Here is a 25,842-nt window from a genome sequence, read left to right as displayed (position 1 = left end):
AGAAGTCGGGGGCGTCAGGCGACCTTGGGTGCGCGCGTGACGCTGATGGTGCGCGAGGTCTTCTGGCCCGCGGCCTTGCGCAGCGGGACGGCGACGCCGGCCAGCCGGGCCGTCTTCACCATCGCGTCCACGTCCGGGACCATGGGCACCGGCAGGTCGGCGTTCTCGAACTTGTCGATGAGCGCCTGGACGTCGGTCTGCTCGACCGCGTTGCCGCCCTTCCAGGCAAGCCTGTTCGCCCCGTACACGCCTTCTGGGGAGGCGGCGAGCATCGCGCGCAGCACACCCTGCCGCTTCTTCGCTGCGCTGGCCCGCTCCCGGGCCTTCACGTACTCCTCAAGCGCGGCTTCGCGGTCCTCGTCGTCGTGTACGAGGATCGTCTGCGCTGGCACACCGGGGGCGGCTCCGGCCCAGCACGTCGAGACCCATGGGCAGTAGTCGCACAGCGTCTTCGTCTCCAGCCCCGGCCCGTCATGGTCACGCGTCAGCTCTTCCGGGGAGTCGGCTTCCATGACCCGGTCCACCCACCAGCGAGCCTCGTCCGCCAGCCATGGGTCGAAGTCGATTTCGTCGACGTGCTCTTCGCCAGTGTCCCGGCATATGAAGCGGAAGCGGATGCGCTTCACGGGGATCGGGCCGATGCGGTGCAGGTACCTCTGCCCGGCGATGTCCGCGAACCCCACGGTCCTCAGTAGGTCCGCGTACAGAAGGACTTGCCGCATCTCGGCGGCTGTCGGGCCGTAGCGCAGCACCCGGTCCCACACCCGCAGCGACTTCGTCTTCACGTCCTCGACAGTCAGGACCTCGGCGGGCTCCACCGGCCGGTGCCGCTTCGGCAGCCGGGCGGCGGTCGCCTCATCGAGCTGTACGACGTCGATGTGGCCACGGATCTGGCCGTCGCGCACCGCCCGCTCGACCAGCCAACCGAACTCGGTGCGCGCGGACTCCAGCAGACCGGCGTGGATGTAGGTGCCCAAGATCGCGGCCCGGGTATCGGGGGTATCAGTGCGCGGCACCTGGTGGACGACGTAGCCGGCACGGCGCTGACAAACGGTGTCCGAGGCGCCCAGCTGGGTCTGGCGCGAGCGGGGCCGCCGCTCGTCGACAGCCGTGGCGGCAGTCCAGATCGATCCTGGAGCGCCCGGGGTAAGAGTTGTTGCGGTCACGGAAAGAACTCCAAGAGGTACCGCCGGGCCCGCCCGCGCAGGTGGGCCCGGCGAAGAAGGGGGATCAGGCGGCGGACATCCAGTTCGGGTCGTCATCGAACGGATCCGGCTCGCTCTGCTGCTCCTGCTGCGCGGCGGCAGCTGCCCGGAGCTTGGCCGCTTCGCTCGTCGGGTCGGCGATGGGGTCGCCCATCTCGCGCGGGTTCTGCAACTCGGCCGCCGCCCGCTCGATCGCCGACCGGATCACGGCGATCTCATGCCGGGACAGGTCCTCCTTCGCAGCCCCGACTTTCCGCCAGAGCTTCTGCAGGCCCTCAACGCCGTCCTTCTGGGCGGTCTTCTCGATCTTCCGGAGCCACGGCTGCGTGAGATCACCGGCCAGCTCGGGCGCCTGGTGGGGCTGCGTGTGAGGGGTGCAGCCCAGCAAATCGAAGACCAGGTGCTCGATCGAGAAGTTCGCCACGGGCATCGGCCTGCCCTCGCGCGGGACCTGGAAGTGCAGCGACCGGGCGCCGACCACGTAAGCACGGTCGTCGCCGCGCAGCATCCGCACCCACACGCTCGCGTCGAAGGCAAGGTGCTTGTGGCCCTCGACCCGCCAGGTCTTCGTCTTCGGGATGGGGTCACCGTTGCCGTCCACGGCGGTGACCTCCTTGCCGCGGGCCAGCACCAGCACGATCGCGGGCATCGTGCGGACCAGGTACATCACCCGGTTCCATCGTTCGACCGCGTCGTTCCACAAGTTCATGCCGGGCTTGATCTCGGCGTCCGGGTCGAACTTGAGTTTGTTCTGCCCCGAATTGCTCCGGCGTCCACGTTCCTGGGTCCAGTTCACGAGCATCCGCCACAGCAGCGAGACGGAGTCGATGACGAGCACGACGGGCGGCTCCTTGGCGGCGGCGGCGCGCTTCGCCTCGGCGTGGACTGCCTCCAGCTGTCCGAGGATGTCGCGGTAAGTCCCGTCGTGCTCGATGATCACGTAGTCCGCGCCGGGAACGTTCACGTACTCGTCGGCCGAGTCTTCGCCCAGCTCCAGCCAGTACGCCTGGCCGGTCTTCTCGCAGCCGGTGAAGCGGGCGGCCTCGAAGGACTTGCCCGCCTTCTCTTCCCCTTCCAGGAGGATCACCGGCCAGGGGATGATCCCGGTCGGTTTGCGGGTGCGCAGCTTCGGGGTGGTCGTCGGACTCATGAAGATCTCCAAGAGGTATCGATAGGCAGTTACCTATTTCAGGGGCGATGCAGGCGCCTGGTCTCGAACGCGGTCGCCCACTCAGGGTGGCGTTCGAGCAGGAGGCGTACGTAGCGCGAGCGGAAGTCGTTGTTGAGCCGCCAGGGCTCTTGTCCCGCTGTCGCGCGTCCGTACTGCCAGCGCAGCACCTCGAAGAGCATCCCGATGCCCACGCGCTTACTGCCGTGGTGGATGCAGTCGGCCGTCAGGGCCTCCAGCTGGTCGCATATCCACGGGTTGAGCTCGTGGAACGCCTCGAATCGCTCCTGGATGCTGACCTCGCTCCCCACGGGGTCGGGGTGGCGCAGCGGCGTGATGGGCAGCTCAAGCTGCAACGGCTCCATCGTCATCTCTCCCCTCCTGAGAAACAGGTACATATTTTGCTACACGAGGTCGGACGGCCGTCGGCCGCCCTCTCGTAAGCAATATTCTAGTATCTATTGTGGTGGGGTCAAGTCAGCTCCCCCCGGGGACTCAGCCGGCCTGCGCCGCCTTCTTGCCTCGCGCCAGAACCACCGAACCTGGCCCGTCGTACGTACCGGACTCCAGAGCCTCGGCCACGTCCCCGCGCATCGACCACACCCCCGTACGCGACGCGGCGGCCGCCGTCGGGGCATACGCGAGAACCGCGTCCACCAACCAGACCGGCGACCCAGACACGTAATAGTCCGGCTTCGCCACCAGGGGCGAATTCGCCTTCACGTACCCCGCGACCCGAGAGTGCACGGTGCCGTACAGCTCCGCGTACTCGTGTGTGCCCATCAACTTCGGCAGCTCGGCCTTCGTCTCCGGCGTCCAGGTCGCGCCCTGCTCCTCCACCAGCGCGGCCAGCGCCGCCTTATTCAGCTGCCGGCCGTTCGAACCCTCCGGCAGAGCGAAGCCCACGGCGACGCCCCCAGGGAACACGTACTTCCCCGAGACGACGACGGCATCGTCATACGAGATCAGACCCCGCGGGACCCACCTCGCGTTCAACGCGTTCTCTGCCACGTCGTACAGCCGCGCGAACTCCTGCCGCCCCGCCAGCAGGGGCTTCTTCCTCTCCACCGGATACTCCTAGCCGTCTCAAAGAGGTACCAGAATATAGACCTCCGGCTGAGAGCCCGATTAGCGCAAACAGCCCACGCGATGGTCCTGCACGTAGCCACTGCTTCGGCGCTTCGCCAGCGGGAGCGCCCGGCCTGGGGTAGGGGGGCTGCCTGCTGCCCACGGGCGGAGAGACTACGGAGCGGCGCGCCGCGTTGCGACTGTTACGCTGAAAGCACCTTCCAAGAGGTACGCCAAGGCCCCCACGCGCATGGGGGCCTTCGCAGTTGCCACTCAGGGCTCTCGGCCGATCCGTACCGACCCCGGGCGGGTCGGCCGGTCGCTGGCTATGCGGTCGCCGAAGTGATCCGGTAGACGTGAGCGGGCGGATGGTCGACGGGCAGCTCCGGCCGCCACGCGCGAAGTCCCTGAGCGGAGGGCACGAAGAGCGGTCCCGGCAGCGCGTCAGTCTTCGCCCACTCCCACCGGCTCACCAGCTCCGGCTCCGCCGCTACCGGGACGCCCTCGTACACGGTGACCACAACGATGGCGGTCGCCCGGTTCGTGCCGCCGACCTCGTCTAGCAGCAGCGCGATCACCTGCACGTCCTCCGTGCAGGTAGACAGAGAGGTCTCCTCGTACAGCTCACGGACCGCGGTCTCCTCGATGGACTCCCCGGGTTCGACTTTCCCGCCGGGGCACTCCCACACCCCGGATCGGTGCAGGCCCAGCAGGACCCGACCGTCGGCGTCGGTGGCGATCACGCACACCCCCAGAGCGGTCTGGGCGATGGGTGGGTTCGCGCTGCGCGGCCGGCTGGCCACCCGGGCCCGGGGGACGGCCTGCTGCCGGCGCGCGGTGATCAGCTGGCAGACCACAGGGTCGCCCTCCACGGGCGACGGCAGCAGGGTGACGCTCTCGACGAGGAACCCGGCTTCGACGAACAGGTCCTCCCACAGGGCTGGGGTGAGGACCCACATCGGGGTGGTCAGCATGGCCTCGTCGCCCAGACGTACGTTCTCGGGGCGCGGGCTGACGGTCGAGGACGGGCCGAGACTGTCACGGTTGGTGTGCAGCACGGAGACGACCAGGCGCCCGCCGGGACGGATACGAGAGGCGAGAGCCGGAAGGAGCCGGTGCGGGTCGATGAAGCCGAGGGCGTGCTGTGCGTACGCGACGTCGTACGGGTCCTCCTCCCGCTGGAGGTGGTCGAGGATGTCGGCCAGGATGAACCGTACGCCCGGTTCGCCTTGGCCGTAGCGGGCGAGTGCCCGCTGGTGCTGGGTGGGTGAGCCGTCGACCGCGTCGACGACCGCACCGTACGCGCGGGCCAGGTGCACGGCGTAGCGGCCGGTGCCGCTGCCGATGTCGAGTACCCGGCGGCCGGCGAGGTCCCCGAGGACCTCGTCGCCGGGCTCCCCGTCCCAGAACCCCCACTTCATCTTCTCGGGCTCGGGCGGGGTGCTCCCGCGCTCGAGATGGAAGCGTCCGAAGTCGTTCCACACGTCGGCGGCCGTGTCGCTCATCAACATCCCTTTGTCTCGGTACTGGCGTCGCCCCAGGCCCGCAGGGCGTAGCAGCGCAGGCTGCCCACGTCCGTGGCGCGGACCCAGGCCCACAGACTGGTCAGCAACTCCTCCTCCACGCGGGTAATTCCGATAGATGCCTGGTCGGGAGGGAGCCGTTCGGCTATGGGCGTGACCACCCAGAAGACGCCGCCGAAGGTCAGGAGGCTGCGGACCCGGGACAGGAAGGCCGGTTTGTCCTTGATGAACGCGAAGACGAGACGGGCGGTGATCAAGGCGTAGGCCCGCTGGGGCAAGGGCGGCTGCTGTGGGGCCTCGAAGTCCACGCAGCAGTACTGCACGGGTCCGGCGCTCGGCTCGGCGAGGGCGGGGGCGACCGGGGTGCAGTCCAGGCCGGTGGTCTGAAAGCCGAGCTCGGCGAGGTGGCGGGTCAGTGCGCCGTCGCCGCATCCGATGTCGAGGGCGAGCCGCCCTCGGCCGGGGCCCGCGTGCTGATCGAGGAACGTGGTCTCGGTTTCGCCGAGCGGGCTGTACTGGCGGCCCGACGCCCACAGCTCGCCCCAGTAGGTGGCCGGGTTCTCGATCGTCACGCCGGTTCTCCTTCCGGATGGGACGGCCGAGGGGCGGGCGGGGCGCCGGGGACGTGGTGCAGGGTGCGGATCGAGGACGCGAGAAGTACCAGGAACGGCAAGGCCAGGGCGGCGGTGCCCAGGGCGAGGGTGGTCCACAGGCCGAGCCAGGTGCCGGCGGCCCCGGCGAGGAGGGCGGCGAGTGGGCGGGTGCCGTAGGTGATCCATTGGCCGGTGGCGAGCATGCGGCCCTGCATGCCGGGGTCGCATACGGCCTGGCGGATGCTGCGCTGGGTGGAGCCCTGGGCGGTGGAGCATGCCATCTGGATGAACATGCCTGCGGCGATGGCGGCCTGTCCGGTGCGGCCGGGCGCGGCGAGCAGCAGCGGTACTTCGGTGAAGGGCGTGATAGCCAGGGCGGTGAGCATGACGCGGGCCGGACCGTACCGGTCCACGAGTCGGCGGACGGCGAGGGCGCCTGCAACTCCGCCGAGGGCCGCCACGCTGAGCAGCATGCCCAGGACGGTCGCGGTGCCGTGCAGTTCGCGCAGCAGGTACACATCCCACAAGGTGGTCAGGAAGGCGAAGACCGCGGTGTAGGCGGTGCCGGTCAGTAGCAGCGGCCGGATCGTCGGGTGACGCACCACGTACCGCACGCCTTCCGCGATCTCGGTGCGCAGCGACCCTTGCCGTGCGGAGCGGTCGGGCGCTGGTTCGGGGGTGCGGATGCTGCCGAGAAGGAACGCGCAGGCCAGGTAGGAGGCGACGTCGAAGTACACGGCGCGGGCAGCGCCGAGGACGGTGACGATGGCGCCGCCGAGCTGGGCCCCGGCACTGTCGGCCAGGGAGGAGACGGCGCCGATCTTCGCGTTCGCCTCCAGCAGCCGCTCGCCGGGCAGCAGGGACGGCAAGTAGCTGATCCGCGGGGTGGACCCGAGGAGGCTGGCCCCGGAGGTCACCAGCGCCACCGCGTACAGCAGCTCCAGCGACAGGTGACCGGCGGCGTCAGCGAGCGGGACGGCGGTGAACGCGGCGGCGCACACGAGGACCGCGCCGATCATCAAGGGGCGTTTGCGGTGCCGGTCGGCGAGTGCCCCGGCGGGAAGAGCCACCAGCAGGGGCGGCAGCCGCTCGGCGAATGACAGCAGCGACACCTGCCACACGGTGGCGTGCAGGGAGACGACGGCGATCAGCGGCAGCGCGACCCCGGTGACGCCGCTGCCCGCGATGTCGACCGCGCACGCCGACCAGTAGCGCACGAAGTCCCCGTGCCGCCACAGGCTCCGCCCCGCCGGGGCCGTGCTCACTGTGCGTCGCTCCTTTCTTCCGCGTCGGCTGGCTGGCGTGGTCCCGGCACGGGGGCGTCCTGGTACTGGCGGGCCTGCATCTCATACAGCTCGCGGAAGATCCCGGCCGCCTTCGGGGACAGCAGTTCCTCGAAGGTTCCGGACTCGCGGAGCTCCCCGTGCTCCAGGACGTGGATGAGGTCGGCGTAGCGGACGGAGGCGAGGCGGTGGGTGATCAGCACGACCGTCTGGCCGGTGTCGGCGAGACGGCGGATCTGCTCGAAGACGTCCTGCTCCGCCTTCGCGTCGAGGGCGGAGGTGGGTTCGTCGACGATGAGGATTTCGGCGTCGCGGTAGCGGGCTCGGGCGATGCCCAGCTTCTGCCACTGGCCGCCGGAGATCTGGTGACCGCCCCGGTACCCCTTGTTCAGCAGCGTGTCCCAGCCGTGGGGCAGCTCCTTCACCACCGAGTCCGCCCCTGCGTAGACGGCCGCGCGCTCCAGCTCCTGCTGGTCCGTGGGGCGGTCGGGGCGGCCGATGGCGACGTTCATCCGGCATGTGAACGGCCAGCGGTGGAAGTCCTGGCCGACGACGGCGAATTGGGCGAAGAGCTGTGCCCGGTCGAGGTCGCCGGCCGGGATGCCGTCCCACAGGATGCGTCCGCTGTCCGGCTGGTAGAGCCCGGCCAGCAGCTTGGAGACGGTCGTCTTGCCTGAGCCGTTCTCACCCACGAGCGCGACGATCTTCCCGACCGGGATGTCCAGGCTCACCCCCTTCAGCGCGGGCCGCTCCACCTCCGGCTCGTCCTTTGCCGCCCCCTCCCGCTCAGGCTCCGGCTCGTCGTCGTTGTCGGTCGGGTAGGTGAAGGTGACGTTGTCGAAGCGGATCAGCGACAGCCCGCGGGGGACCGGCCGGCCGCCCTCGGGGATCGCCCACTTCTCCGCGTCGACGAACAGCCGCTCCAGATCCTGGACGTAACAGGCTTCCTCGTAGAGGTTGTTGACCTGGAGGACGAGCGTGGACAGGCTTTGCCCGCCGGTGCGCACGGCCAGGACGGCGGTGCCCGCCACCGACAGGGCCATCACTCCGGTGACGAGCAGCCCGGCGAGCGCCGCGTAGGTCAGGAGCGCGGCGAGGCCGGTGAGTGCGGAGGCGATCAGCCGGACCCGTGCGGCGTCGGCCGCAAGGCGGGCCTGCTCGGTCTCGGAGGCCTGCGACATCTGCCGGAAGTGCTCCAGGATGAACGGGCCGACGCTATGGACGCGGATCTCCGGCGCCGGGCCGGTGCGCACCAGGGTCTGGCTCAGCAGCCTCCCGGCCCGCGAGTGTTCCATCCACCGGAGGTAAGAGCCGTATTTCGCGCGGGAGTTCTGCAGGGAGGCCCAGGAGCGGGGCACGGTCATGAGCAGCAGCAGGGGCAGCAGTGCGGGATGGAGGACGGTGAGGACCCCGGCGGCGGAGACGAAGGAGATCAGGGAGCCGACCACTCCGGTGCAGGCGTTGACCATGCGCCGGGATGCCTGGGCGCCGTACTGCGCGGAGTCCATCAGCCGCTGGAAGGCAGCGTCCTCGACGGCCGCGAGCTCCACTTTGATCACGTGCGCCAGGTACATTTCGGTGGCGACCCGCTCGACCTTCGGCTCCAGCCGCCCCGCGCCGGAGGTGGCCGCGGCGTTGGCCAGGGCGCCGAGGACGCCGGTGGCGGCCGCGCCGATCATGGCGGGGACCGCGGACTGCACGCGGTGCCCGATCTCCCCGGTGGCGAGTACGGCGGCCAGGATCGCGTTGACCGCGATCAGGCTGACGGCCTGGCTGATCCCGCGGGCGAGCGTCCCGAGGCCCACCGTCCACAGGGCGTGACGGTCGGCCCGCCACGCCAGCTTCGCGGTGAACGCGACGAGACGTGGCAGGCGCAGGGCCATGGCCCACAGCGACATCTCGAAGTAGGCGTTGCGGTAGTTCGCCCACTTCGCCGCGTAGACCAGCGGCCCGCCGAACAGCAACTGCTCCGACGGCGACCCTTCGGTCTCCTCACTCGGCGGGCTGGCCGCCCGCTGCCGTTTCGTCGTCTTCACGCGGCTCCTCCCGTCGGCCAGCCGTGCACGGACAGCAGATCTCCGGCGCAGAACCGGCGCAGGACGGCGGCGGTGTAGGGCACGCAGTCCGCCGGCGGCCGTGCGGGGTCCGCCCACACCAGCTGCGAGCACTTCTCCGGCTCGCGGATCGACGGCTGACCCGTCCAGTGCTGCGTGGTGAAGACCATCCCCATGCGGCCCTCGCCTTCGGGGCTGCGGTGGTGGATGGCGTGGCAGAACTCCAGGTCCGCAGGCGCGATCACGACCCCGACTTCCTCGGCGACCTCGCGCAGGGCGCCGGCGGTGACGGTCTCGCCGTCCTCCAGGTGCCCGCCGGGCGGGCACAGCAGCCCGGAGGCGTAGACCTGTCCGGCCCGGCGGAGCAGCAGGACCCGCCCGTCGTCGCGGACCATCAGCACCATCACGTCGACCACGAGCCGGTAGCGCGGCGGCTGTGTCATGCCCGCCTCCCCGTGGTCGTCGAGGCCCGGCCGGAGCCGGGCCGCCGCATGCGGTGTTCGACTCGCAAACGCACCCCCGTGGCATTTGTGAACCGTTCCTGGTGGTGATGCATGACGCCTCCTCGTTGACGAGCGGGTCGGACGAGTGATCGGAAAAACGGCCCCCGGATGGGTGTGGTCACGGCCTCCCAAGGGCGCTTCGTCGCATGGGAATTCGAGTCATCGTCAACGGGCCCGCCGTTGCTGGGCACGGCGCCCGAGGCCACCCGTGCGATTCACCCTGCCGTGTCCTGTCACCCGATCCAGGACTTGCGTTGCTGCGGGGAACGATCACCGGGCGGCCCGCTCTCCGCCGATTCCGGCCGGACTGCCACCCGGGTTTGCAGACGGGCAGGAATCCTCCGCGCCATCGCCGTCCGGGCCCGGCCGGCTGGGAGCGGCGCCCGTGGCTTCCGGGGCGGCCGGGCAGTCCTGGCGTGTGTAGATCCCGAGCTCCCAGGCGCGCCGGACGGCATGGGCCGCATTACGGGCCTGCAGCCGGGTGAGCACGCTCCTGTTGACGATGGTCAGGTCCCGTCGCCGGATGCCGCGGGACCTGCCCAGCTGGCCCAGAGTGACGCCGCCGGCGTGGGCGTTGAGCACGAGCCACTCGTCGGTATCGAGCTTCGGCGGCGGGGTCACTCTGGGCTCGTTCGCGCTCGGCGAGGGGTAGTGCGGGTGCCGGTAGGCGGTGTGCAGCAGGGCCGAGGTGTGACCGCCCGATTGGAGGGCCCGGTCCGCACGGTCCAGGGCGGATTCCAAGGCGTACTTGCTCAGACCCATGATCGCCGCGGCCTGGCAGTGGGTCTCGCCGAGGGAGACCAGCGTGATCGCGACGCGCTGCTGGGGCGTGAGCACCGGGGCGGCGCGCAGCGCCTCCAGTTCGGCTTCGGCCACCTGGCCGTGCAGGGGCGCGAACACGTCGTCGGCAGCCTCGGTGCCGTGGCCGGTGTGGGGTGGAACGGTGTGCGTGGACACGATGGGGCTCTCTCGTTCGGTTGAGCTGCGGGCCAGGGAGAGGCGGGCGGCAGGGCGGTTACTGGTGGGCCGCTCGGGCGGCGATGAGGTGGTGGCCTCTGCTGGAGAGCAGGGCGAAGCCGACGGCCGTACCGAGGTCCATCGGGTGGCTGCCGCGCTGGTGGGAGGCGACGAACCGGCTGCCGTCGGGGTGGAAGAGGACGCCACGCAGGGACAGCTGCCCGTTGCGCAGGGTGGTGCAGAATCCGGCCGCAGGGGCGTGCCCTCCGGCCCGCAGGACGCACGCCAGCATGCGCTCGGCGTCGATCTCCCGACGGGTGCGGACGTCATCGGGCAGCCCGACGACCGCGATGGTCTCCTCGTCGTCATTGCGGCATTGGAGGGCGGTCGCGGCAGCCCCCAGGGGCGGGCACAGACGCTCCACAGGAAGCCACTCGCTGGCCCGGTGCTGCTGGCCGAGCAGGTCCAGGGCGTGGGACGCGAGCACCAGGGCGTCGACCTCGCCGGCCTCCAGGGCCTTGAGACGCTGCTCGACGGTCCCCAGGACCGGCATCACCGTCACGTGCGGGTGGCTGCGGGCCAGGTAGGCGGCGCGCCGTACCGAGGTCGTGCCGATGGTCGTGCCGGGGAGGAGCCGGTCGAGGGGCAGCCCGCCGGGATGCACGAGCGCGTCGCGAACGTCGCCGCGCACCGGATAGGCACCGACCACGGTCCCTCGGCGGGCCAGCGGGACAACGGGCATGTCCTTCACATGCCGCACCGCGACATCACAGCGACCCTCCAAGAGCGCCTGTTCGACGGCGTTGGCGGGCGCGTCCATCCCGGGCGCGCGGGCGGCGACGGAAATGGGGACGACGGTGACAGTGGCGGGCGGCCGTAGTTTCTCCAGGGCGGCCCGGACGTGCTCGGCTTTGGCCAGGGCCAGGGGTGCGTCCTGCACCCCGATACGAATGTGCCTGCGCTTGCGCACGCGGGATCTCCAGACATTCAAGACCGACAAAGCGTCGGAAAGCGGTGTGATGCGGGACGGCTACGATGCGCCCAACCCTGCTGTCGGCAGAAGGAGTTGATGGTCATGGCCGTGATCACGGTCGGGTCCCGGGCGAGCCACCTGGCGCGCGCCCAAGTCGCCGAGTACCTGGCGCCGCTGCGCCGCCGCTTCCCCCACATCGACTTCCGGCACCGGGTAGTGGTCGAGAGCGCCGACAAGGACCGGCGCACCTCCCTGACCGAGGTCTCCCGCGCAGCGAACGGCGCGGCGTTCGCAGGCGCGCAGGAAACCGCGCTCCTGGCCAAGGAGGTGGACCTGGTCGTGCACTCGTTCAAGGACCTGCCCGCCACCCCCACCCCGGGCCTGGCGCTGCTGCCGCCGCCCGGCCGCGAGGACGCGCGCGACGCCCTGTGCGGCAGCACCCTCGACGGCCTCCCGGCGGGTGCCCGCGTGGGCACCAGCGCGCCGCGCCGCATCGCCCAGCTCCTCGCGGCCCGGCCCGACCTGCGCCTCGTCCCCATCCGCGGCAACGTCCCCCCGCGCCTGGCCAAAGCCAAGGCGGGCGGTCTCGACGCCGTGGTCCTGGCCGCCGCCGGCCTGCACCGCCTCGGCCGCGCCGAGGACATCGCGGAGCTGCTGCCCGTCGAGCCGTTCACCCCGTCGCCCGCCCAGGGCGCGCTCGGCATCCAGATCCGCGCCGACCACGCGATGCTCCGCGACCTCCTCGCCGACCTCGGCGACCACCAGGCCGACACCCAGGTGCGCGCTGAGAGGGCCGTACTCACCGCCCTGCGCTCCGGCTGCGACCTGCCCCTCGGGGCGTACACCCGTATCCGCAGCGACGGCAGCCTGTCCCTGACGGCCCGGGTCACCGCCCTGGACGGCACCCGCGAGGTCGCCGTCACCGCCACCGGCCCGGCCACCGACCCGGAGCCCCTGGGGCGCACCGTCGCCGAGAACCTTCTGCGCCACGGAGCGGGGCCCCTGCTGGATGCGGCCCGCGCGGTCACCGGCTGACCGGCCGCGCGCTCAGCCGGACCTCGACCGGAAGGTGGTCCGACAGCCGCCGGGTCAGGGGCGTGTCGTGGACGACGGCTTCGACGACGTGCCCGGTGAGGTGCTGGTTGACCAGGACGAAGTCGCTGCGGTGATCCAAGAGCTCGTCCGGCGACCAGTAGCCGGCGGTGCGGTGCGGCTCCCGGCCGAGCAGATCGAAGGGGTCCCGCCACCCGGCTCCGCTCAGCAACTGGATCGCGCGCCGGTCAGTGGCCCCGAACCGCCCGTTCAGCGTGAGCTGGCAGTGCCGCGAGCGCAGGTTCGCCGGGATCCGCTCCCAGTTCGGCTCCCGGTCGCCGACACCGATCGTGTTCAGATCACCGAGCAGCACCGCGCGCTGCTCCACGCCCTCGTAGGTGTCGGCGTAGCCGGTCAGCCACCCGGCCTCGGCCAGACGCTCCGCACCACCGAGGAAACACAGGTGCGTGAACAGTGCGATGATCTCCAGCTCGCCCCGCAGCAGCAGCCGGGCCCGGCCCAGGCCGTGATAGAAACTCCCGCGGTCGGCGTCGACGTCGTGGCCCAACACACGCACGGTCGACGGCCTGACCAGCAACGCCAGGTGGTTCCCGCGACCACTGCGCGACAGCACCGGCGGCAGCGGCACCATCCCGAGCGCGGCCGCGAGCTCCCACAACCGCCGCCAGTCACCCTGCTCCCAGCCGCGCAGCTCCTGCAACGCCAGCACGTCGGGCGCCAGAGCCGACAGGAACTCGATCTGGGCCTGCCGACGGCGCTCGTCACCCTCGCCGTCGATGCCACCGGTGCGGATGTTGAACGTCACCAGGCGCACGCCGTCATCGAGCAGGGGCACGGCTTGCGGGCGGGCACCGCACGCGTCCGTGAGTAGCTGGCCCTCCAGGCTGGCGTGCGACGTCCCTCCGCCAGCCGTTCCTTCAGGGGCGGCGGACGGCGCGGGCCGTAAATTCACAACAGGGGCATTCACGTCAAATTTCCTTCACGGGTGGGGCGTACGGTTCTGGGGCTGGGATTCGAGGCGGGGGCGCCGGGTGAGGGAGAGCAGACGCACGTCGCGGTCCGTGCCGGCCTCGGGCAAGCCGACAGCGCGGCGCCGCTCGGCCAACCCGGACGGATCGGCCACCGTGTAGAGGCTGATCGAGCCGTCGTCGTGCAGCACCCACTGGGTTCCGTGCGTCTGCGGCTCGCCCGCATGCATCAACAGCCGGTCCCCGAGATAGGCGGCGTGCCGAGCCGGCGCATCACCCGCTTCGACGGCTTCCTCCAGCAGGCCCTGCGCCTCATGCTGGAACGGCAGGTAGCGGTCGCACAGCAGCACGATCCACCACGCCGCCTCGGCGCCGATGTCGCCCACCAGGCGCACCCCGGGCCAACCGTGGACGTCGAAGACCTGCCTCAGCTCCCGCGTGCTGCGCTGCTCCCAGCGCAGCAGGCTCTGCATCTCGCCGTCCGTGGGCACCGGGCCGTTGAGCGTGCGCGCCGCGAGCCCTTCGCTGTGCAGACGAAACACCACGGACAGAACATCCAGACGCGGACAGGGCCATGAACGGGGCGGCATGCGGGCGGTTTCTCCTTCAGCGGCCACACCATGGGGCCGGGGAACAACGAGACGGGGATGGGTCACCAGGTCAGCCATGGGAGGACACCACCGTCCGGCGCGTCCGGCGGGGCGTCCCGGTCAGGCGAAGGCGCTCGATCCGGCGGCCCGCGCTGCCGGCCAGGCACGCTGCTCCCGCCAGACGCCCGCTGCGCGTGAAGACCCAGCGCACCGGGTCACCGCCCGGCAGGTGGCACAGGCGGCCGGGAATGGGGGCTTCGGGCACTTCGTGGGCGAGCCGGGCGAGCACCGCGCCCCTCCACCAGGCCCGCGCGCACACCGCCCGCCAGGTGAGGTCGGCGGGCGCGACATCGAGGTGAACAACCGCGTCGGGCACGGCTTGTACGAAGCGGCCCGCCGCCCACAGCCGGGTGGCGAGCGCCGCCGCCCCACACCGACGGTGGCCCCGGTCAGCGCCGGGCTGCTCATCGTCGAACTGGAGAGGGGCGACGCCGTTGCGGAACCCGAGGTTGCAACCCGAGACCTCCCACGGCCGCTCCAGCTCACCGGGCACCGTCGGCCAGCGAACCGAGCCGACCAGATCGAGCACCGCCCCGGGCAGCCGAGGCCCCGGCGGGTCAGAGACGGACACCGACACCTGGCCGCACACCAGTTCCGCACCCCCGTACGTCAGTGCGGCGACCATCGCGCGCACCCACCCCGGGTCCGGCCGGGCGGCCGGGTCGGTGATCAGGACGACTTCTCCGGTGGCCACGCGGATGCCGGTGTTGCGGGCCCGGGAGAGCCCTGCATCCGGCTCGTGCAGCACGTGCACCGGCAGCCGCGAGCCGGCGAAGCTGGACCGCTCCACCACCGGCTCCCTGCGGGCGTCGACCGCGATCAGCTCGATCAGCCCTCGGTAGTCCTGCCTCAGAAGGGCCATGAGCAGGCGCGGAAGATGGTCGGCGTTTCCGCGCACGGCGACCACGACACTGACCCGCGGAGGCACGGGCTTCTCCTCGGTCACGGCTTGATGGCGAGGACGGCGTAGGCGGCGGAGGACGCGCCACCGCCCGGGGCGGTCCTGCTGTCGCGGCCCCAGCGAGCCGTCGGCTTCACGCCGTTCTTGGCCAGGCGCCAGCCCGCGCAGAACGCCTCCACCTCATGCCGGGTGCGCAGCCACATGGGCATCCCGGCCGCCGTGGCCGCCTCGGCGGCGGCCACGTGCCGGGGGTGGAGATCACCGGTGGGGTGTGTGATCGACAGGGCGCTGCCGCTGGCCAGCATGTTCCTGAGCTGGGTGACCAGGTCGTAGGGGTCCGGCATCAGGTGCAGGACGTGATGCAGCAGCACCGCGACCGGCCGGTGGAAGTCCAGGACCTCGCGGGCCTGGACGCCGGCCAGGGTGGCGGGCTGGGCCAGGTCCGCGAGCACGAACCCGGTGTGGGCCGGCGGGGTGGCGTTCATGGAAGAACGGGCGCGTGCGAGCGCCACAGGGTCAGTGTCCGCGTACACGACACGGGCCGTGCCGTACCGGCCGACGACCCGGTGCACGTACGGCCGGAGCGGGTAGCCGCAGCCGACGACGAGCACCTGCCGGATACGGCGCTCGACGGCCAGGTAGTTCAGGGCCAGCTCGCGGTGCCGGTGGGCGATCCGCGCGGCCAGCCGGGCCTGCGGGTCCGCGGCCAGCAGCACGGCGGCCATCTGCCGGTCGCTGGAGGAGTGGTCGTGCCCGTCCAGCAGGAAGTTGTGGACGCGGGCCGGGCGTGGCCTGTCGAAGTAGTCGCCGTCGAGGACCAGGCTCGGCGAGGGCGGCAGCTCCCACCGTCCCGCCTCCAGGGCGGGGCAGTCCTCGAGCGCGGGAGCGCCGGGCGGTGTGGCGGTCAGATGGTCAGTCACGGTGGTGTTCTCCGGATCAGGCCGGGCAGGGAGAGAGAAGCCGCGCCGGTGGTTCGGGCCCCGCGCCCGGCGGGCGGGACTTGGGTCTTCCGGCGGTGGAGACGGGCGACGAAATCGGCTCGCCGCCCGGTGCGAGAGCGTGGAGGAGCTAGCGCATGAGCGGCGGGATCAGGGGGACCGCGCAGGCAGCGGGCACCACGAGCAGCACGGCGGTCCGTTTCCGGAGAATCCGTCCGGGCACGGGGTCGCGCCGTCGGCGGTGCCGGGCCCGTGCGTGCCGTCTCGGCCGCATCGGCTGCACGATGGGGGCCTCCGCTGTGGGCGGCAGCGGAACGTGATGGGCCTCCGGCGAGACTGTGGCCGGCGGGTCGGGCAGCTCCAGACGGTGGAGCGCGTCCCACAGGCGTTCCAGCGTCTCGCTGTCCGTCGACCACTGCTGTTCGAGGACGTTCCCCCGCCGGAGGCGCGGGCCGTCGTGCTTCGTCCCGGTCATGCCGGTACCGCCCCCGAGACGAAGCCCGCGGCCAAGCGGAACCGAGCAGTGCCCTCGGCCCGCAGGAACATCCGGGGACCGGTGAACGCCAACCGGCCCGTCGCCCACCGGGCGTTGTCGACCAGGAGACCCTGGCCGTACCCGAGGGCGAGGACCTGCCGGTGGCGCTGCAAGGCCGTACGCAGTACGGGCAGGAACGGCTGGGTGGCTGCGCTCCAGCGCACCGCCCCGTCCTGGAGAAGCCGTAACGTGTATCGGCGGTGCCCGACGTCTTCGAAGACGGGGGCTGCGACGGTACGGCCGAATGCGGCCGCCCGCTCGTGCAGGAACGCGTGGGCGGTGTTGGGGCGGCGCTGGCACAGGTCGCCGAAGAGCACCTTCCCGTCGACCAGTACGGTCTCCCCGCCCTCGTGCCCCGGGTGGATGCAAGCCATCAGCACCAGCCGGGGCGGGACGACAAGATCAGGACGGCATGTGTGCACGTCGATCGATGCGCGCGTCAGCTCGGCGTGCCCGACCAGGTGCGCATGCTCGCCGGTGTCCCAGACCTCGTGCAGTCCGAGCGGCCCCTCGCCCGGGTACACGCCCCGGAGCATCACCCGGTCCGCGAACGTGGCCACGGCCTCCGGCGACGTGAGCCCGCTGACGGCCACCAGGCCCGTGTGCCGCATCCTGGCGGCGATCAGGTCAACGACCCGCGGCTGCCGGATGTCGACCTCGTACTGGGCGAATAACCGACTCAAGGAGGCGACGGTGGGGGAAGTGGTCACCGGGCAGCCCCGCTAGGCCAGGGAAGGACAGCCCATGTACCCCTGCCTCCGTCGGGTAACTGACGCCAGGACCACTCGTCGGCTACCGCGTCGACGATCGCCATGCCTCTGCCGGAGACGGCGTCCTCGGCGACCGGCTGCTGCACAGTCGGCGCGGAGGACGAGTTCCCGCCGTCTTCAACCTCGATGAGGAGAGATCCGGCTCCCTCCGAGGCGGTGAGCGCCATCTCGTCTCGGGGGGCGTACCGAAGCGCGTTGGTCAGCAGCTCGCTGGCGACGAGTTCAGCCAAACCAATGTCGTTCGAGTCGCCAACGCCCCAACTGGCCAGAGTCTGCCTCAGCTTGTGGCGGGCGCTCCCGACAGCTCGCTCGTACGGGGCCACCTCGATGGCCACTTGGCGACGGACAGGAAGCCGTGGCCGCTCCAGGGGGGAGACAGCCTCCAACGTGGTCTGTCTGCCTGCGGTTCCCATGATCATCTCGCTCTGCTGGTCCGATGCTGCCAAGGGCTTTGAGACAGGGCTCACCAGCGCCACAGAGAGGGTGATCTTCGAGGGCGCCAAGGCGAGTGGTCAGAGTCCCCCCGCGGCGCCGTTCACCGCCATATCGCGGCGGGTATCACCTCGACCCTCTTTCGAGGCCCGGGGTATCACCTGGGTATCACCTCGCGGAAATGCGTTGTGCACCAAGGCAGTTAGGGCACATTGACCTGTGACGGAGGCCAGTGTTCGGAGCTCGACGAACAGGCCGGGCTGTGGGAGGAGCGTCATGGCCGAGGAGATACTGCTGCGCGCCCTGGTCGTCGCGAACCACCAGACATTCAAGGTGTTTCAGGGCGACTACCACGGAGCGGCCAAGGAGGTCGCGGTCGCGCGGAAGGATCCTTCGGTCGCCACGGCGACGCTGACCGAACTCACCTTTCGCCGGTGGACGAGTGGTGCGATGCGCTCCCTGCCGCAGTATCCGGCTCCATTCATCCTGGAGCACATGTACGGCCACCCGGCGCATGTGCTCTTCGGGCCTGCCGACCAGGTGCCTCCGCCCGCCCTCGTGTCTTTGCTCGACGAAAGCGATATCACCATGACTGCTCGGGATGCCGCCGCGCACGCCTCGGACGCCGCTTCGCTGGTAGTGCCGGACATAACCCTCGACCAGCTGCACGACGACGTCATCGACGTGGCCCGCGCCTACACCCGCACGTCGCCACTCGACGTGCATCGCCAGGCCAAGGAACTCCTCCTCATCGCCCAGAACCTGCTCGACCGTACCCAGCGGTCCCGGCAGCGCGACCGGCTGTACCTGGCGGCCGGCCAGTCCGCGGCCATCATGTCGGCCGCCTGCTTCGACCTGGGCGCCTTCGCCCCAGCCGTGCAGCTCGCACGAACCGCCGCCCTGTACGGAGAGACCAGGGAAGACGGCCCCCTCCAGGCGTACGCCTACGGCATGCTCGCCTGCCTGGCCTTCTGGGACGACCGGCCCGCCGAGGCCGTCCGCAGGGTCAAGCAAGCCCAGCAGTTCGAGGGGCTCGGCACCACTGCGATCACCCGCCTCGCCGCCATCGAAGCCCGCGCCTACGCACACCTCGGCGACCACGAGAAGGCCGAGACAGCGGTACGGAAGTCACTGGACCCGCAGGCCGCGGCCCGCGATGAGCTCCACGACGACGTCGGCGGCGAATTCGGCTTCACCGACGAACGGCTCGCCATGAGCAACGCCACCACCTACCTGCTGCTACGCGACTCCAGCCGCGCCGAGGACGCCGCCACGCGCGCGCTGAGCCTCCTGGGCGAACAAGGCGACGGCGGCGCTGTGCTGGTGTCCTCCCAGGCATCCATCGACCTCGCCCGAGCCCGCCTGATCCGCGGCGAACTCGCGGGCGCCCACGAAGCCCTGGACCCGGTCTTCGACGTGCCCACCGAATGGCGCGGCATGGGGATCGTCAAGCGCCTGGGCGCCGCCCGCGTTCAGCTCGCCCAGGAGTCCTTCCACACGGCTGCCGAGGCCCGAGTCCTGGGCGAGCGCATCGAGGAGTTCACGGCCGTCGCCGCCGCCAGGACCCTCAGCGGGTCAGCGAACCTCGCGATCGACAGCTGACCGCCGCTCAGCGAACGCGGCCAGGATCTTCGCCTCCCGCTCGGGCGCCATGCCGTGCTCGTCCCACCGGGGATGCTGCACAGGAATCCCGCCCTGGTGCAGCCACGCCCACGTCGCCTCAACCGTCTCGGCAAGCGGCCGGCACACCAGACCGGCCGCCTGCGCCCGCGTCGAGTCGATGTTCCACACCCCGGCGTGCGTGCGCCACAGCGGCAGCTCCGTCCACTGCTCGACGCCGTGCTCGACCAGAAACTCGTCCGGTACCCACTCCAGACGGCCCCGGCCTCCGGCCGCCGCCAGGCACGCCTGAAGGAAGCTGCTCATGCTTTCCCGGCCGGTCGGAGCGACCACGTTGTACGCCCCACCCGTAGCTGCTGTCGCCTGGGCGAGCGCGAACCGGGCCACGTCCCGCACGTCCACGGGCTGGATACTCCGGTCCGGGGAGCCCGGCGCGATGATCGTGCCCCCGCGCTCGGCCCGGCGCAGCCACCACGGAAGACGGCCCACGTACTCACCGGGCCCCAAGATCACGCCCGGCCGCAGAATGGCCACGCGCTCGTCGCCGAACGCCGCAAGGGCTGCGCGCTCGGCACCGGCCTTCTGCCGCCCGTAGTACCAGTCCGGCCCATCCCACCCCTCCGGCAACCGGCCGTACGCCTCATCCGCGTCCGGCGGCCCGTCCAGCAGCTCGGAGTCCTCGGACAGCGGATCACTGGGCCAGCCCCGGTACGCGTTCACCGTCGACACATACACATATCGACCCGCCACGTCCGCCAGCGTGGTCGCCCCGGCAAGCACATCGCGCGGAGCAAGCTCACCAGACGACGTGTCGATCACCGCATCCCACGAGCCCGCCCTAGCCAGCCGCGCCAAGTCCCCAGGGTCTGTCCGGTCCCCGCGGACCGCCTCGACGGACGGCACATCTGCACCCGAGCGACCCCGGTTGAAGGTCGTCACCTGCCAACCGCGCTCCAGCGCCTCCTGCGCAACGGACCGACCCAGAAACCACGTTCCGCCCAAGATGAGAATCCGCATGCCGAGATCCTGCCCGCCCCGGGCACCGTGCCGCTACCGAACTACGCTCGAAACCGCACGCGATCCTGCCGGTCAGTCTCGTCAACGCAAAGGAGGCACACGTGCCGGACCGCGCACCGCAGCACCCAACTGCCGCGGCCAGGAACCGACTCCCCGTTGGACCCGACACTCTCGACTACCTGTTCGTTTACGGGACACTCCAGTTCCCCGAGGTACTCAACGCCCTTCTCGGGCGAACCCCCAGCAGTACACCCGTCCGCGCGTCCGGATGGCGTGCCGCCGCGCTCGCACACCGCGTCTACCCCGGCCTCGTCCCCTCCACCGGGACGGCCACTGGCCGCCTGCTCGAAGACCTCACCAGACATGAGTGGCAGGCTCTCGACGACTTCGAGGACGACCACTACCTCCTCCAACGCCTCGCCCTCGACGACGGCCGCGACGCCTGGGCATACGTCTGGCCCGTTGATGACGTACTGCCCGACAACTGGGACGCCGTCGACTTCGCCCACCAGCACCTCACGGCCTACGCCACGCGGTGCGCCGGGATCGCGGCCCGCAGAGCCATCACTGACCGATGATGCTGGCCGTAAACGGCTGGTTGGCTGAAACGGTAGTGGACTGTTCGGCGCCGAACACTGGGCACCGCGGCTGAGCTGCGCTGATGGACTGGGTGTCGGCGGCTGTCCCCAACTGTGGTCGGCCTCCCGGTCATTTTGAGCAAACACCGCCTGCAAACGCCCCGTCCCGCACTACCGTCCTCCCATCACTGCTCCGACCGAGAGGAGAGCCTGAGATGGGCACACACGGTGACGGCAAGGGTGGCGAGGAAGGCGACAAGAATCAGTCCAACAAGGAGAAGGACGGCCAGTGGAACAAGCCGGTGACCGACCCTCCGAAAAAGAAGAAGTGAGGCGGCGTTGAGCTCACCGGAACGACTCCTGGAGATCCTGACCAATAAGGGGGCGGTTCTCCCGGAGTGGAAGGACGCCGTGGCCTCGGTCGACCGTAAACTCTTCGTTCCCGACGCCATTGAGGTCGACGACCGGCCTCTCAGTCGCGGCGAACGCCCTGAGCGATGGCTGACCGTGGTCTACGGCGACCTGCCGCTCGTCACCCAGGTCAACGACGGAAAGGACCTGGGGGACGACGCGTACAGGTTGCCGACATCGTCCTCTTCCATGCCCTCGCTCATGCTGGAGATGCTTGGGCTGCTGAACGTGCGAGAGGGCCACCGCGTCATGGACGCTGGAGCCGGCACGGGGTACAACCTCGCCTGGCTGTCGCACCGGCTCGGCTCCCGCAACGTCTTCGGCATTGACGTCGACTCCGCGATTGTCGAGCAGGCCATCAGGAACCTGGAATCGGCCGGGTACAGCCCGCACCTTGTGTGCGGCGACGCCGAGAAGGGATATCCGGACGGTGCACCGTACGACCGATGGATCGCGACGTTCACCGTCCCCGAGATCCCCTACGCCTGGGTCGAACAGACCCCGGCCGGGCGCATCGTTGCTCCGTGGGGCGGCAGCTATCACTCGTACTCGTTCGCGGTCCTCGACATCCAAGACGGCGTTGCCAAAGGCAAGTTCAGCGGCTACCCCGCCTTCATGCGTTCGCGTACGAACCGCCCGCCCCGCGGGTATCTGAGCGACTTCCTTCACCATCAAGACGATGCCGACCGCAGCAAGACCACGCTGTCGCCCAGAGAACTGGAAGCCGAGTACGAGGCGAAGTTCTTTATCGGCCTCAGCCTCCGTGACGCGTGGTCCCTGCTGGCCGAGGCCAACGACGGCAGCGACGAAGCCACCCTGTGGGTGCTCGCCGATGACAGGAAATCCTGGGCATCAGTGGACTACGTCCCCGGACACGACACCTTCACCGTCGAGCAGTACGGCCCCCGCCGGCTGTGGGACGAGGTCGAAGCCGCCTACCTGAAGTGGGTGGACCACGGCCGCCCGGATCGCGATCGCGCCGGGCTCACGGTGAACCGCGACGGACAGCACGTGTGGCTGGACGACGAGGACAACGTCATCGGTACGGTTCCGCTGGCTGCCCGGGAGCAGGACACCCCGCGATGACGACGCCGGGCCAGCTCGCCCTCCTCGAACCCGAGGCCCCCAGGCGTCCGGCATCGACCACGCAGCTCCGGCTGATCAACCTCAACGTCCAGCACGCATCACCGCTCCGGTCCCGTGCTCAGGCTGCCTGGCTGGCCGACCAGGAGCACGCCGACGTGGCGGTCCTGACCGAAGTCGGCGCAGGCCCCGGAGGCGACGCCCTAATTCAAGCCCTGTCCGAGTCCGGGTACCGAGGGATCATCGCGCCTGGTTCCGCTGGCGACTACCGCACGGTCATCGCGAGCCGCCTGCCCGGCCTCGAAACGGTGCCGTCCGGAGTCTCGTTCCTGGCGCACCGGGCCCCGGCAGCGCGGCTGAGGATCGGCGGCACACGGTGGGGCTCCTGGGCCTGTATGTGCCGTCACGCGGGCCGAAGGAGCGGAAGCACGAGGACAAGCGCGCGTTCCAAGCCGCGGTGACCGAGAGCCTGAGCCGGATCGTGTCGGAGCTGGGCGGCCTCGTCGTCGTTGCCGGGGATCTCAACGTCGTCGAGCCCGGCCATGAGCCGCATCACGCCGTCTTCGGGAGATGGGAGTACGACTTCTACCGGTCCTTCGCCGACGCGGGCTTGGCCGATGTCTTCCGTGCCCTGCACCCGGACGCCGCCGAGCACAGCTGGTTCGGCCGGGCTGGCAACGGCTACCGCTTCGATCACGTCTTCCTCACCGCCGAACACCAGCAGCTGCTTACGGCCTGCTCCTACCTTCATGCTCCACGCCATGAGGGCATCAGCGACCACTCCGCTATGACCCTCGTCGCGGAGCTGCCGGATACCCAAGGCCTACGCGGACTCAGCGATGAGGGCGACCCTGGGGCTGTCCCGGGCTGAAGAGGTTCCGTTCTGGGGACACGGCTTGTGCCGCAACCAGCTCGGGGTGATCGCGGCTCGGACGATCAGGCGAGTGCGTGCGGCCCGGTCAGGTAACGTGCCATCACCACAGGGGTGTTCACCGCGTGCGCAATCGAGGGGGCGTGGAATGGAGAGCTTCTTTTCCCAGCAGAGGACTTGGCCAGATGGCCCGTACCTGCACTTCCTGATCATTCTCGATGATCCGGGCTATCAGGCGTATGTCGAGGCTCATCGTGATCTGTTCTCGTCGTACGGTGACCGGCTCGGTGCCGTGCCGAAGGAGTGGTTGCACTCGACCGTGCAGGGCGTCCACCACGCCCTGAGCCGGGACCAGGTGGAGCAGGCGGTGGAAGCCGTCCGCTTCGAACTGGCCTGGAATGCCGTGCCGATGACCGTTCAGGCGGGCCCGATGAACCTTCAGATGGGCCCTGTGTGGCCGGGCCCGAGCGCGGTGACGGTCGCGATGTACCCGGAGACGCAGCTCGCCGCCCTCAACACCTCGGTGCGCAACGCCCTGTCGAAGGTCGACGGTATCCGGCTGCGAGAGGCGGACGGCCGTTTCTATCCGCACAGCACGGCGGCCTACTACAGGTCGGCCGACGTTCACGACGCCGCGTTCAACCGCGCCGTACGCGCGGTACGGCCCGACCGGGTCGAGATCACCGTGCAGCGCGTCGACGCGGTGTATCTGCGGCAGGACGTGGAGCGCGGCTACTACACCTGGGACCACCTCGCGTCTCTGCCCGTGTGCGGTGCGCCGATGCTCACCGTCGGCGAGCGCCTGGAAGAGCTGTGCCGCCAGGCGGCACGCGAGGGCGGCGAGCTCTGGCGCGACGCGTGGGAACGGGCCCGCGCCATCGTCGACCCCGGTCTCGGGAACGAGGAGATCAGCGCGGCAGGGACCCCGGCCCGCTCCGGCGCGGAGTACGTCGACGGCGCCGGGGCCCTGGCCATCGCCCTCTACACGCTGGCGCGCGAACACGCCACCGCGGTCTCTGCCGTTACCCGGCAGCAAGTCGAGGAACTCGCGGGATCCTTCATGGGCGCCGGGGCCGGTGCGCCGCGGCTGGAAGAACGGTGGACCGGCCGGCTGGAAGTACTGGGCCATCGGATGGACGACCTCGACGACCCGGTCACGGTGCGATGGCGCGCGCTCTGCTACGACCATCCGGAGCCTGATCCGGACAACCCCGACGCCAGCACATACCGCGTCGGCCACGCCGGCGAGACGGGTCTCCGACTGCTGCTGGCCCCGTTCAACCGCGAGCGCGTACGCTTCGAGCCCTGAAGGCGACCACACGGCCGATGAATTGGGGGGCCATGAACACCGAGGAACCGAAGACCCGGAACACGATCGTTCCGCTGACCGAGTCGAGCAAGCTGGGGCTCCTCGCCCTGCCCTTCCGGCCGCTGGCGGACTCCACCTGGGGTGACGTCGAGGAGTGGTTGACGGGAACCGCGAGCACGAGTCGCCGGGAGGCGACGGCCCGGGAGCGCCGACTCCTTCCCCTGCCGGCCGGGGCGGAGCAGCGGCTTCGCGAGCTGGAGGAGAGCGCCGTGCGCCCGGGGCTGCTCTGGTCCGACGCTCCGCGTTGGCGCTCCGCGTTTACGCGCGCGCTCGCGGAACGCTGACCAGGCCCGTACGGCGACGGCCCAGGACGGTCACGCCGGGCCGTCCGCCGCCCGGTGCCGCCCCTCGAAAAGCTGCGTACCGTCACCCGCATGTACACCCGTGACGCGGCCTGGCAGATCCATTTCAGCCTGCACCAACTCGCCGAGGCCCACCTGCACGACGATCACGTTCACGAAGACCTCGCGGACGCCCGGGAGCAGTACCGCGTCCATGCCTCCCACCTCCCCGCTGCCCTCGCGGTGCGGGTCCGGACCGTGCTGGACGAGTGGCACACGAACCCGGCTGGCCGGCTGGTGTCGTTGCTGCCCCTCCTGGATGACCTTGCCGAGCTTCACGGCGGCCACCTGCCGGAGTTCCGACTGCCCGAGCCGTAGCCGCCGGGCCAGGGCCCGGCCGGACCGGGCCCGCGGGGCCCAGGAGGCCCGCGCACTTCGCACCGAGCCCCGGTCAGCCGACGGACGCGAGCACATTAGCCAAAAGCAGGCACACGGCGGCGAAGCCCGTGGCGACGGAAGCCGCCTGAAGGCGCCGGAACTTGACCTTGGCCAGGCGCGACAGGACCGCGACTTGATCCGAACGGGCGTCCTCGCGTACGGCCTCCCGGATCTCCTCCGGGCTGAGCTTGGACCAGTGCATGAACGAGGTGTCGTTGTCGTCGAGCCGAGGCAGGACGGCGAGCACGATGAACACGATCGCCGCCGCGAGGAACCCGACGGCCACGCCCGCCGTGACCCGCGCAGCAGTGGGGCCGTCGGATAAGGCGCCGCGGGCCAGTGCAGCCATGGCCGTGTCTGCGCCGGACAGCAGGGCGGCCTTCCCATCGGTCTTGCCTAGCGACTCGGTGACGTTCTGCAGCGCCCGGTCGAGCCCGGCTTCGTCCTGCCGCTGCGGAGGTGTGCTGCTCACGGCTTCTCTCCTCGTGTTCTCGGGAACGCGCGAGAGCCCGAGCAGCAACGGCTGCTCGGGCTCTTCGAAGATGGCGGTACGACGGATGGACTTCAGCGCGCGCGGTGCGCTGCGCGGGTGATGTGCGG

At 70.5% G+C, this 25,842-nt stretch carries 28 protein-coding genes; 8 read left to right on the top strand and 20 right to left on the bottom strand.

Features of this window, described 5'->3' with window-relative positions:
* Window positions 1–14: 14 nt before the first annotated feature.
* The 11 genes from ACZ4A5_RS02750 to hemC (ACZ4A5_RS02700) all read right to left on the bottom strand — a co-directional run bounded on the left by ACZ4A5_RS02750 (window position 15) and on the right by hemC (ACZ4A5_RS02700) (window position 11,324).
* Complete coding sequence (locus tag ACZ4A5_RS02750) at window positions 15–1,166, bottom strand: PD-(D/E)XK nuclease family protein (protein WP_467577660.1); 1,152 nt, start codon at window positions 1,164–1,166, stop codon at window positions 15–17.
* Window positions 1,167–1,230: 64 nt separating this feature from the next.
* On the bottom strand, window positions 1,231–2,355 hold the full coding sequence (locus ACZ4A5_RS02745; RefSeq protein ID WP_467577658.1) for a hypothetical protein: 1,125 nt from the start codon (window positions 2,353–2,355) through the stop codon (window positions 1,231–1,233).
* Window positions 2,356–2,393: 38 nt separating this feature from the next.
* On the bottom strand, window positions 2,394–2,744 hold the full coding sequence (locus ACZ4A5_RS02740; protein ID WP_467577655.1) for a hypothetical protein: 351 nt from the start codon (window positions 2,742–2,744) through the stop codon (window positions 2,394–2,396).
* Window positions 2,745–2,868: 124 nt separating this feature from the next.
* Window positions 2,869–3,441, bottom strand: a complete 573-nt coding sequence (locus tag ACZ4A5_RS02735; protein WP_467577651.1) for a hypothetical protein — start codon at window positions 3,439–3,441, stop codon at window positions 2,869–2,871.
* A gap of 326 nt (window positions 3,442–3,767) precedes the next feature.
* Window positions 3,768–4,946: a bifunctional class I SAM-dependent methyltransferase/NUDIX hydrolase gene (locus tag ACZ4A5_RS02730; RefSeq protein WP_467577649.1), complete on the bottom strand. Its 1,179-nt coding sequence runs from the start codon at window positions 4,944–4,946 to the stop codon at window positions 3,768–3,770.
* Window positions 4,946–5,536: a class I SAM-dependent methyltransferase gene (locus ACZ4A5_RS02725; protein WP_467577647.1), complete on the bottom strand. Its 591-nt coding sequence runs from the start codon at window positions 5,534–5,536 to the stop codon at window positions 4,946–4,948. Before ACZ4A5_RS02725 ends, ACZ4A5_RS02730 begins: the two co-directional genes overlap by 1 nt.
* The gene (locus tag ACZ4A5_RS02720; protein ID WP_467577644.1) at window positions 5,533–6,822 is read right to left on the bottom strand and encodes an MFS transporter; all 1,290 of its coding nucleotides are present in this window, start codon (window positions 6,820–6,822) and stop codon (window positions 5,533–5,535) included. Before ACZ4A5_RS02720 ends, ACZ4A5_RS02725 begins: the two co-directional genes overlap by 4 nt.
* Window positions 6,819–8,876: an ABC transporter ATP-binding protein gene (locus ACZ4A5_RS02715; RefSeq protein WP_467577642.1), complete on the bottom strand. Its 2,058-nt coding sequence runs from the start codon at window positions 8,874–8,876 to the stop codon at window positions 6,819–6,821. Before ACZ4A5_RS02715 ends, ACZ4A5_RS02720 begins: the two co-directional genes overlap by 4 nt.
* Window positions 8,873–9,337 carry an NUDIX hydrolase gene (locus ACZ4A5_RS02710; protein ID WP_467577639.1) on the bottom strand — a complete coding sequence of 155 codons (465 nt, stop codon included), beginning with the start codon at window positions 9,335–9,337 and terminating at the stop codon, window positions 8,873–8,875. Before ACZ4A5_RS02710 ends, ACZ4A5_RS02715 begins: the two co-directional genes overlap by 4 nt.
* A 330-nt stretch (window positions 9,338–9,667) precedes the next feature.
* Complete coding sequence (locus ACZ4A5_RS02705; protein ID WP_467577637.1) at window positions 9,668–10,354, bottom strand: hypothetical protein; 687 nt, start codon at window positions 10,352–10,354, stop codon at window positions 9,668–9,670.
* 58 nt (window positions 10,355–10,412) lie between these two features.
* The gene (hemC, locus tag ACZ4A5_RS02700) at window positions 10,413–11,324 is read right to left on the bottom strand and encodes a hydroxymethylbilane synthase (RefSeq protein WP_467577634.1); all 912 of its coding nucleotides are present in this window, start codon (window positions 11,322–11,324) and stop codon (window positions 10,413–10,415) included.
* Window positions 11,325–11,429: 105 nt separating this feature from the next.
* On the opposite strand from hemC (ACZ4A5_RS02700), the gene hemC (ACZ4A5_RS02695) reads away from it, so the two are divergent.
* A complete protein-coding gene (gene hemC / locus ACZ4A5_RS02695) occupies window positions 11,430–12,362 on the top strand; it encodes a hydroxymethylbilane synthase (protein WP_467577631.1) in 933 nt (310 codons plus the stop codon).
* On the opposite strand, the gene ACZ4A5_RS02690 is transcribed toward hemC (ACZ4A5_RS02695), so the two are convergent.
* The 7 genes from ACZ4A5_RS02690 to ACZ4A5_RS02660 form a co-directional block, all read right to left on the bottom strand.
* The gene (locus ACZ4A5_RS02690) at window positions 12,352–13,215 is read right to left on the bottom strand and encodes an endonuclease/exonuclease/phosphatase family protein (protein ID WP_467577628.1); all 864 of its coding nucleotides are present in this window, start codon (window positions 13,213–13,215) and stop codon (window positions 12,352–12,354) included. The two genes, hemC (ACZ4A5_RS02695) and ACZ4A5_RS02690, sit on opposite strands and share 11 nt — an antisense overlap.
* Window positions 13,216–13,359: 144 nt before the next feature.
* The gene (locus ACZ4A5_RS02685) at window positions 13,360–13,893 is read right to left on the bottom strand and encodes a DUF6624 domain-containing protein (protein WP_467577625.1); all 534 of its coding nucleotides are present in this window, start codon (window positions 13,891–13,893) and stop codon (window positions 13,360–13,362) included.
* Between the two features lie 115 nt (window positions 13,894–14,008).
* Window positions 14,009–14,944, bottom strand: a complete 936-nt coding sequence (locus ACZ4A5_RS02680) for a glycosyltransferase family 2 protein (RefSeq protein ID WP_467577622.1) — start codon at window positions 14,942–14,944, stop codon at window positions 14,009–14,011.
* Window positions 14,941–15,819 carry an SAM-dependent methyltransferase gene (locus tag ACZ4A5_RS02675; RefSeq protein ID WP_467577620.1) on the bottom strand — a complete coding sequence of 293 codons (879 nt, stop codon included), beginning with the start codon at window positions 15,817–15,819 and terminating at the stop codon, window positions 14,941–14,943. The genes ACZ4A5_RS02680 and ACZ4A5_RS02675 overlap by 4 nt, the downstream gene beginning before the upstream one ends.
* A 148-nt stretch (window positions 15,820–15,967) precedes the next feature.
* A complete protein-coding gene (locus tag ACZ4A5_RS02670; protein ID WP_467577618.1) occupies window positions 15,968–16,312 on the bottom strand; it encodes a hypothetical protein in 345 nt (114 codons plus the stop codon).
* On the bottom strand, window positions 16,309–17,055 hold the full coding sequence (locus ACZ4A5_RS02665; protein WP_467577616.1) for a TauD/TfdA family dioxygenase: 747 nt from the start codon (window positions 17,053–17,055) through the stop codon (window positions 16,309–16,311). Before ACZ4A5_RS02665 ends, ACZ4A5_RS02670 begins: the two co-directional genes overlap by 4 nt.
* Window positions 17,056–17,078: 23 nt before the next feature.
* The gene (locus ACZ4A5_RS02660) at window positions 17,079–17,645 is read right to left on the bottom strand and encodes an ATP-binding protein (RefSeq protein WP_467577614.1); all 567 of its coding nucleotides are present in this window, start codon (window positions 17,643–17,645) and stop codon (window positions 17,079–17,081) included.
* 205 nt (window positions 17,646–17,850) lie between these two features.
* Between ACZ4A5_RS02660 and ACZ4A5_RS02655 the strand changes: the two genes are divergently transcribed.
* Complete coding sequence (locus ACZ4A5_RS02655; protein WP_467577611.1) at window positions 17,851–19,176, top strand: hypothetical protein; 1,326 nt, start codon at window positions 17,851–17,853, stop codon at window positions 19,174–19,176.
* On the opposite strand, the gene ACZ4A5_RS02650 is transcribed toward ACZ4A5_RS02655, so the two are convergent.
* Entirely contained in the window at window positions 19,150–20,211 is a 1,062-nt protein-coding gene (locus ACZ4A5_RS02650; protein ID WP_467577608.1) for an NAD-dependent epimerase/dehydratase family protein, read from the bottom strand. The genes ACZ4A5_RS02655 and ACZ4A5_RS02650 overlap by 27 nt on opposite strands.
* Window positions 20,212–20,312: 101 nt before the next feature.
* Between ACZ4A5_RS02650 and ACZ4A5_RS02645 the strand changes: the two genes are divergently transcribed.
* From ACZ4A5_RS02645 to ACZ4A5_RS02620, 6 genes are all read left to right on the top strand, one after another.
* On the top strand, window positions 20,313–20,789 hold the full coding sequence (locus tag ACZ4A5_RS02645; protein ID WP_467577605.1) for a gamma-glutamylcyclotransferase family protein: 477 nt from the start codon (window positions 20,313–20,315) through the stop codon (window positions 20,787–20,789).
* Window positions 20,790–21,128: 339 nt separating this feature from the next.
* Window positions 21,129–22,286 carry a methyltransferase domain-containing protein gene (locus ACZ4A5_RS02640; RefSeq protein WP_467577602.1) on the top strand — a complete coding sequence of 386 codons (1,158 nt, stop codon included), beginning with the start codon at window positions 21,129–21,131 and terminating at the stop codon, window positions 22,284–22,286.
* A gap of 454 nt (window positions 22,287–22,740) precedes the next feature.
* Complete coding sequence (locus ACZ4A5_RS02635; protein ID WP_467577601.1) at window positions 22,741–23,154, top strand: hypothetical protein; 414 nt, start codon at window positions 22,741–22,743, stop codon at window positions 23,152–23,154.
* A 148-nt stretch (window positions 23,155–23,302) separates the two neighbouring features.
* Window positions 23,303–24,463: a hypothetical protein gene (locus ACZ4A5_RS02630; protein WP_467577598.1), complete on the top strand. Its 1,161-nt coding sequence runs from the start codon at window positions 23,303–23,305 to the stop codon at window positions 24,461–24,463.
* Between the two features lie 32 nt (window positions 24,464–24,495).
* Window positions 24,496–24,807, top strand: a complete 312-nt coding sequence (locus ACZ4A5_RS02625; protein ID WP_467577596.1) for a hypothetical protein — start codon at window positions 24,496–24,498, stop codon at window positions 24,805–24,807.
* Between the two features lie 90 nt (window positions 24,808–24,897).
* Entirely contained in the window at window positions 24,898–25,182 is a 285-nt protein-coding gene (locus tag ACZ4A5_RS02620) for a hypothetical protein (RefSeq protein WP_467577594.1), read from the top strand.
* 73 nt (window positions 25,183–25,255) lie between these two features.
* Here ACZ4A5_RS02620 and ACZ4A5_RS02615 read toward each other — a convergent pair whose 3' ends face one another.
* Window positions 25,256–25,714 (bottom strand): Pycsar system effector family protein, encoded by a 459-nt coding sequence (locus ACZ4A5_RS02615; protein WP_467577591.1) that lies wholly within the window; start codon window positions 25,712–25,714, stop codon window positions 25,256–25,258.
* Between the last annotated feature and the right edge of the window lie 128 nt (window positions 25,715–25,842).

The organism is Streptomyces sp. NPDC025618 (assembly GCF_055558795.1).
This window is presented reverse-complemented; position numbering and strand designations above follow the sequence as displayed.

Coding starts and splice junctions, on each gene's coding strand:
- hemC (WP_467577631.1), top strand. CDS start 11,430: ATGGCCGTGATCACGGTCGGGTCCCGGGCGAGCCACCTGGCGCGCGCC.
- ACZ4A5_RS02625 (WP_467577596.1), top strand. CDS start 24,496: ATGAACACCGAGGAACCGAAGACCCGGAACACGATCGTTCCGCTGACC.
- ACZ4A5_RS02740 (WP_467577655.1), bottom strand. CDS start 2,744: ATGACGATGGAGCCGTTGCAGCTTGAGCTGCCCATCACGCCGCTGCGC.
- ACZ4A5_RS02710 (WP_467577639.1), bottom strand. CDS start 9,337: ATGACACAGCCGCCGCGCTACCGGCTCGTGGTCGACGTGATGGTGCTG.
- ACZ4A5_RS02655 (WP_467577611.1), top strand. CDS start 17,851: ATGGCCGAGGAGATACTGCTGCGCGCCCTGGTCGTCGCGAACCACCAG.
- ACZ4A5_RS02620 (WP_467577594.1), top strand. CDS start 24,898: ATGTACACCCGTGACGCGGCCTGGCAGATCCATTTCAGCCTGCACCAA.
- ACZ4A5_RS02670 (WP_467577618.1), bottom strand. CDS start 16,312: ATGACCGGGACGAAGCACGACGGCCCGCGCCTCCGGCGGGGGAACGTC.
- ACZ4A5_RS02650 (WP_467577608.1), bottom strand. CDS start 20,211: ATGCGGATTCTCATCTTGGGCGGAACGTGGTTTCTGGGTCGGTCCGTT.
- ACZ4A5_RS02630 (WP_467577598.1), top strand. CDS start 23,303: ATGGAGAGCTTCTTTTCCCAGCAGAGGACTTGGCCAGATGGCCCGTAC.
- ACZ4A5_RS02745 (WP_467577658.1), bottom strand. CDS start 2,355: ATGAGTCCGACGACCACCCCGAAGCTGCGCACCCGCAAACCGACCGGG.
- ACZ4A5_RS02730 (WP_467577649.1), bottom strand. CDS start 4,946: ATGAGCGACACGGCCGCCGACGTGTGGAACGACTTCGGACGCTTCCAT.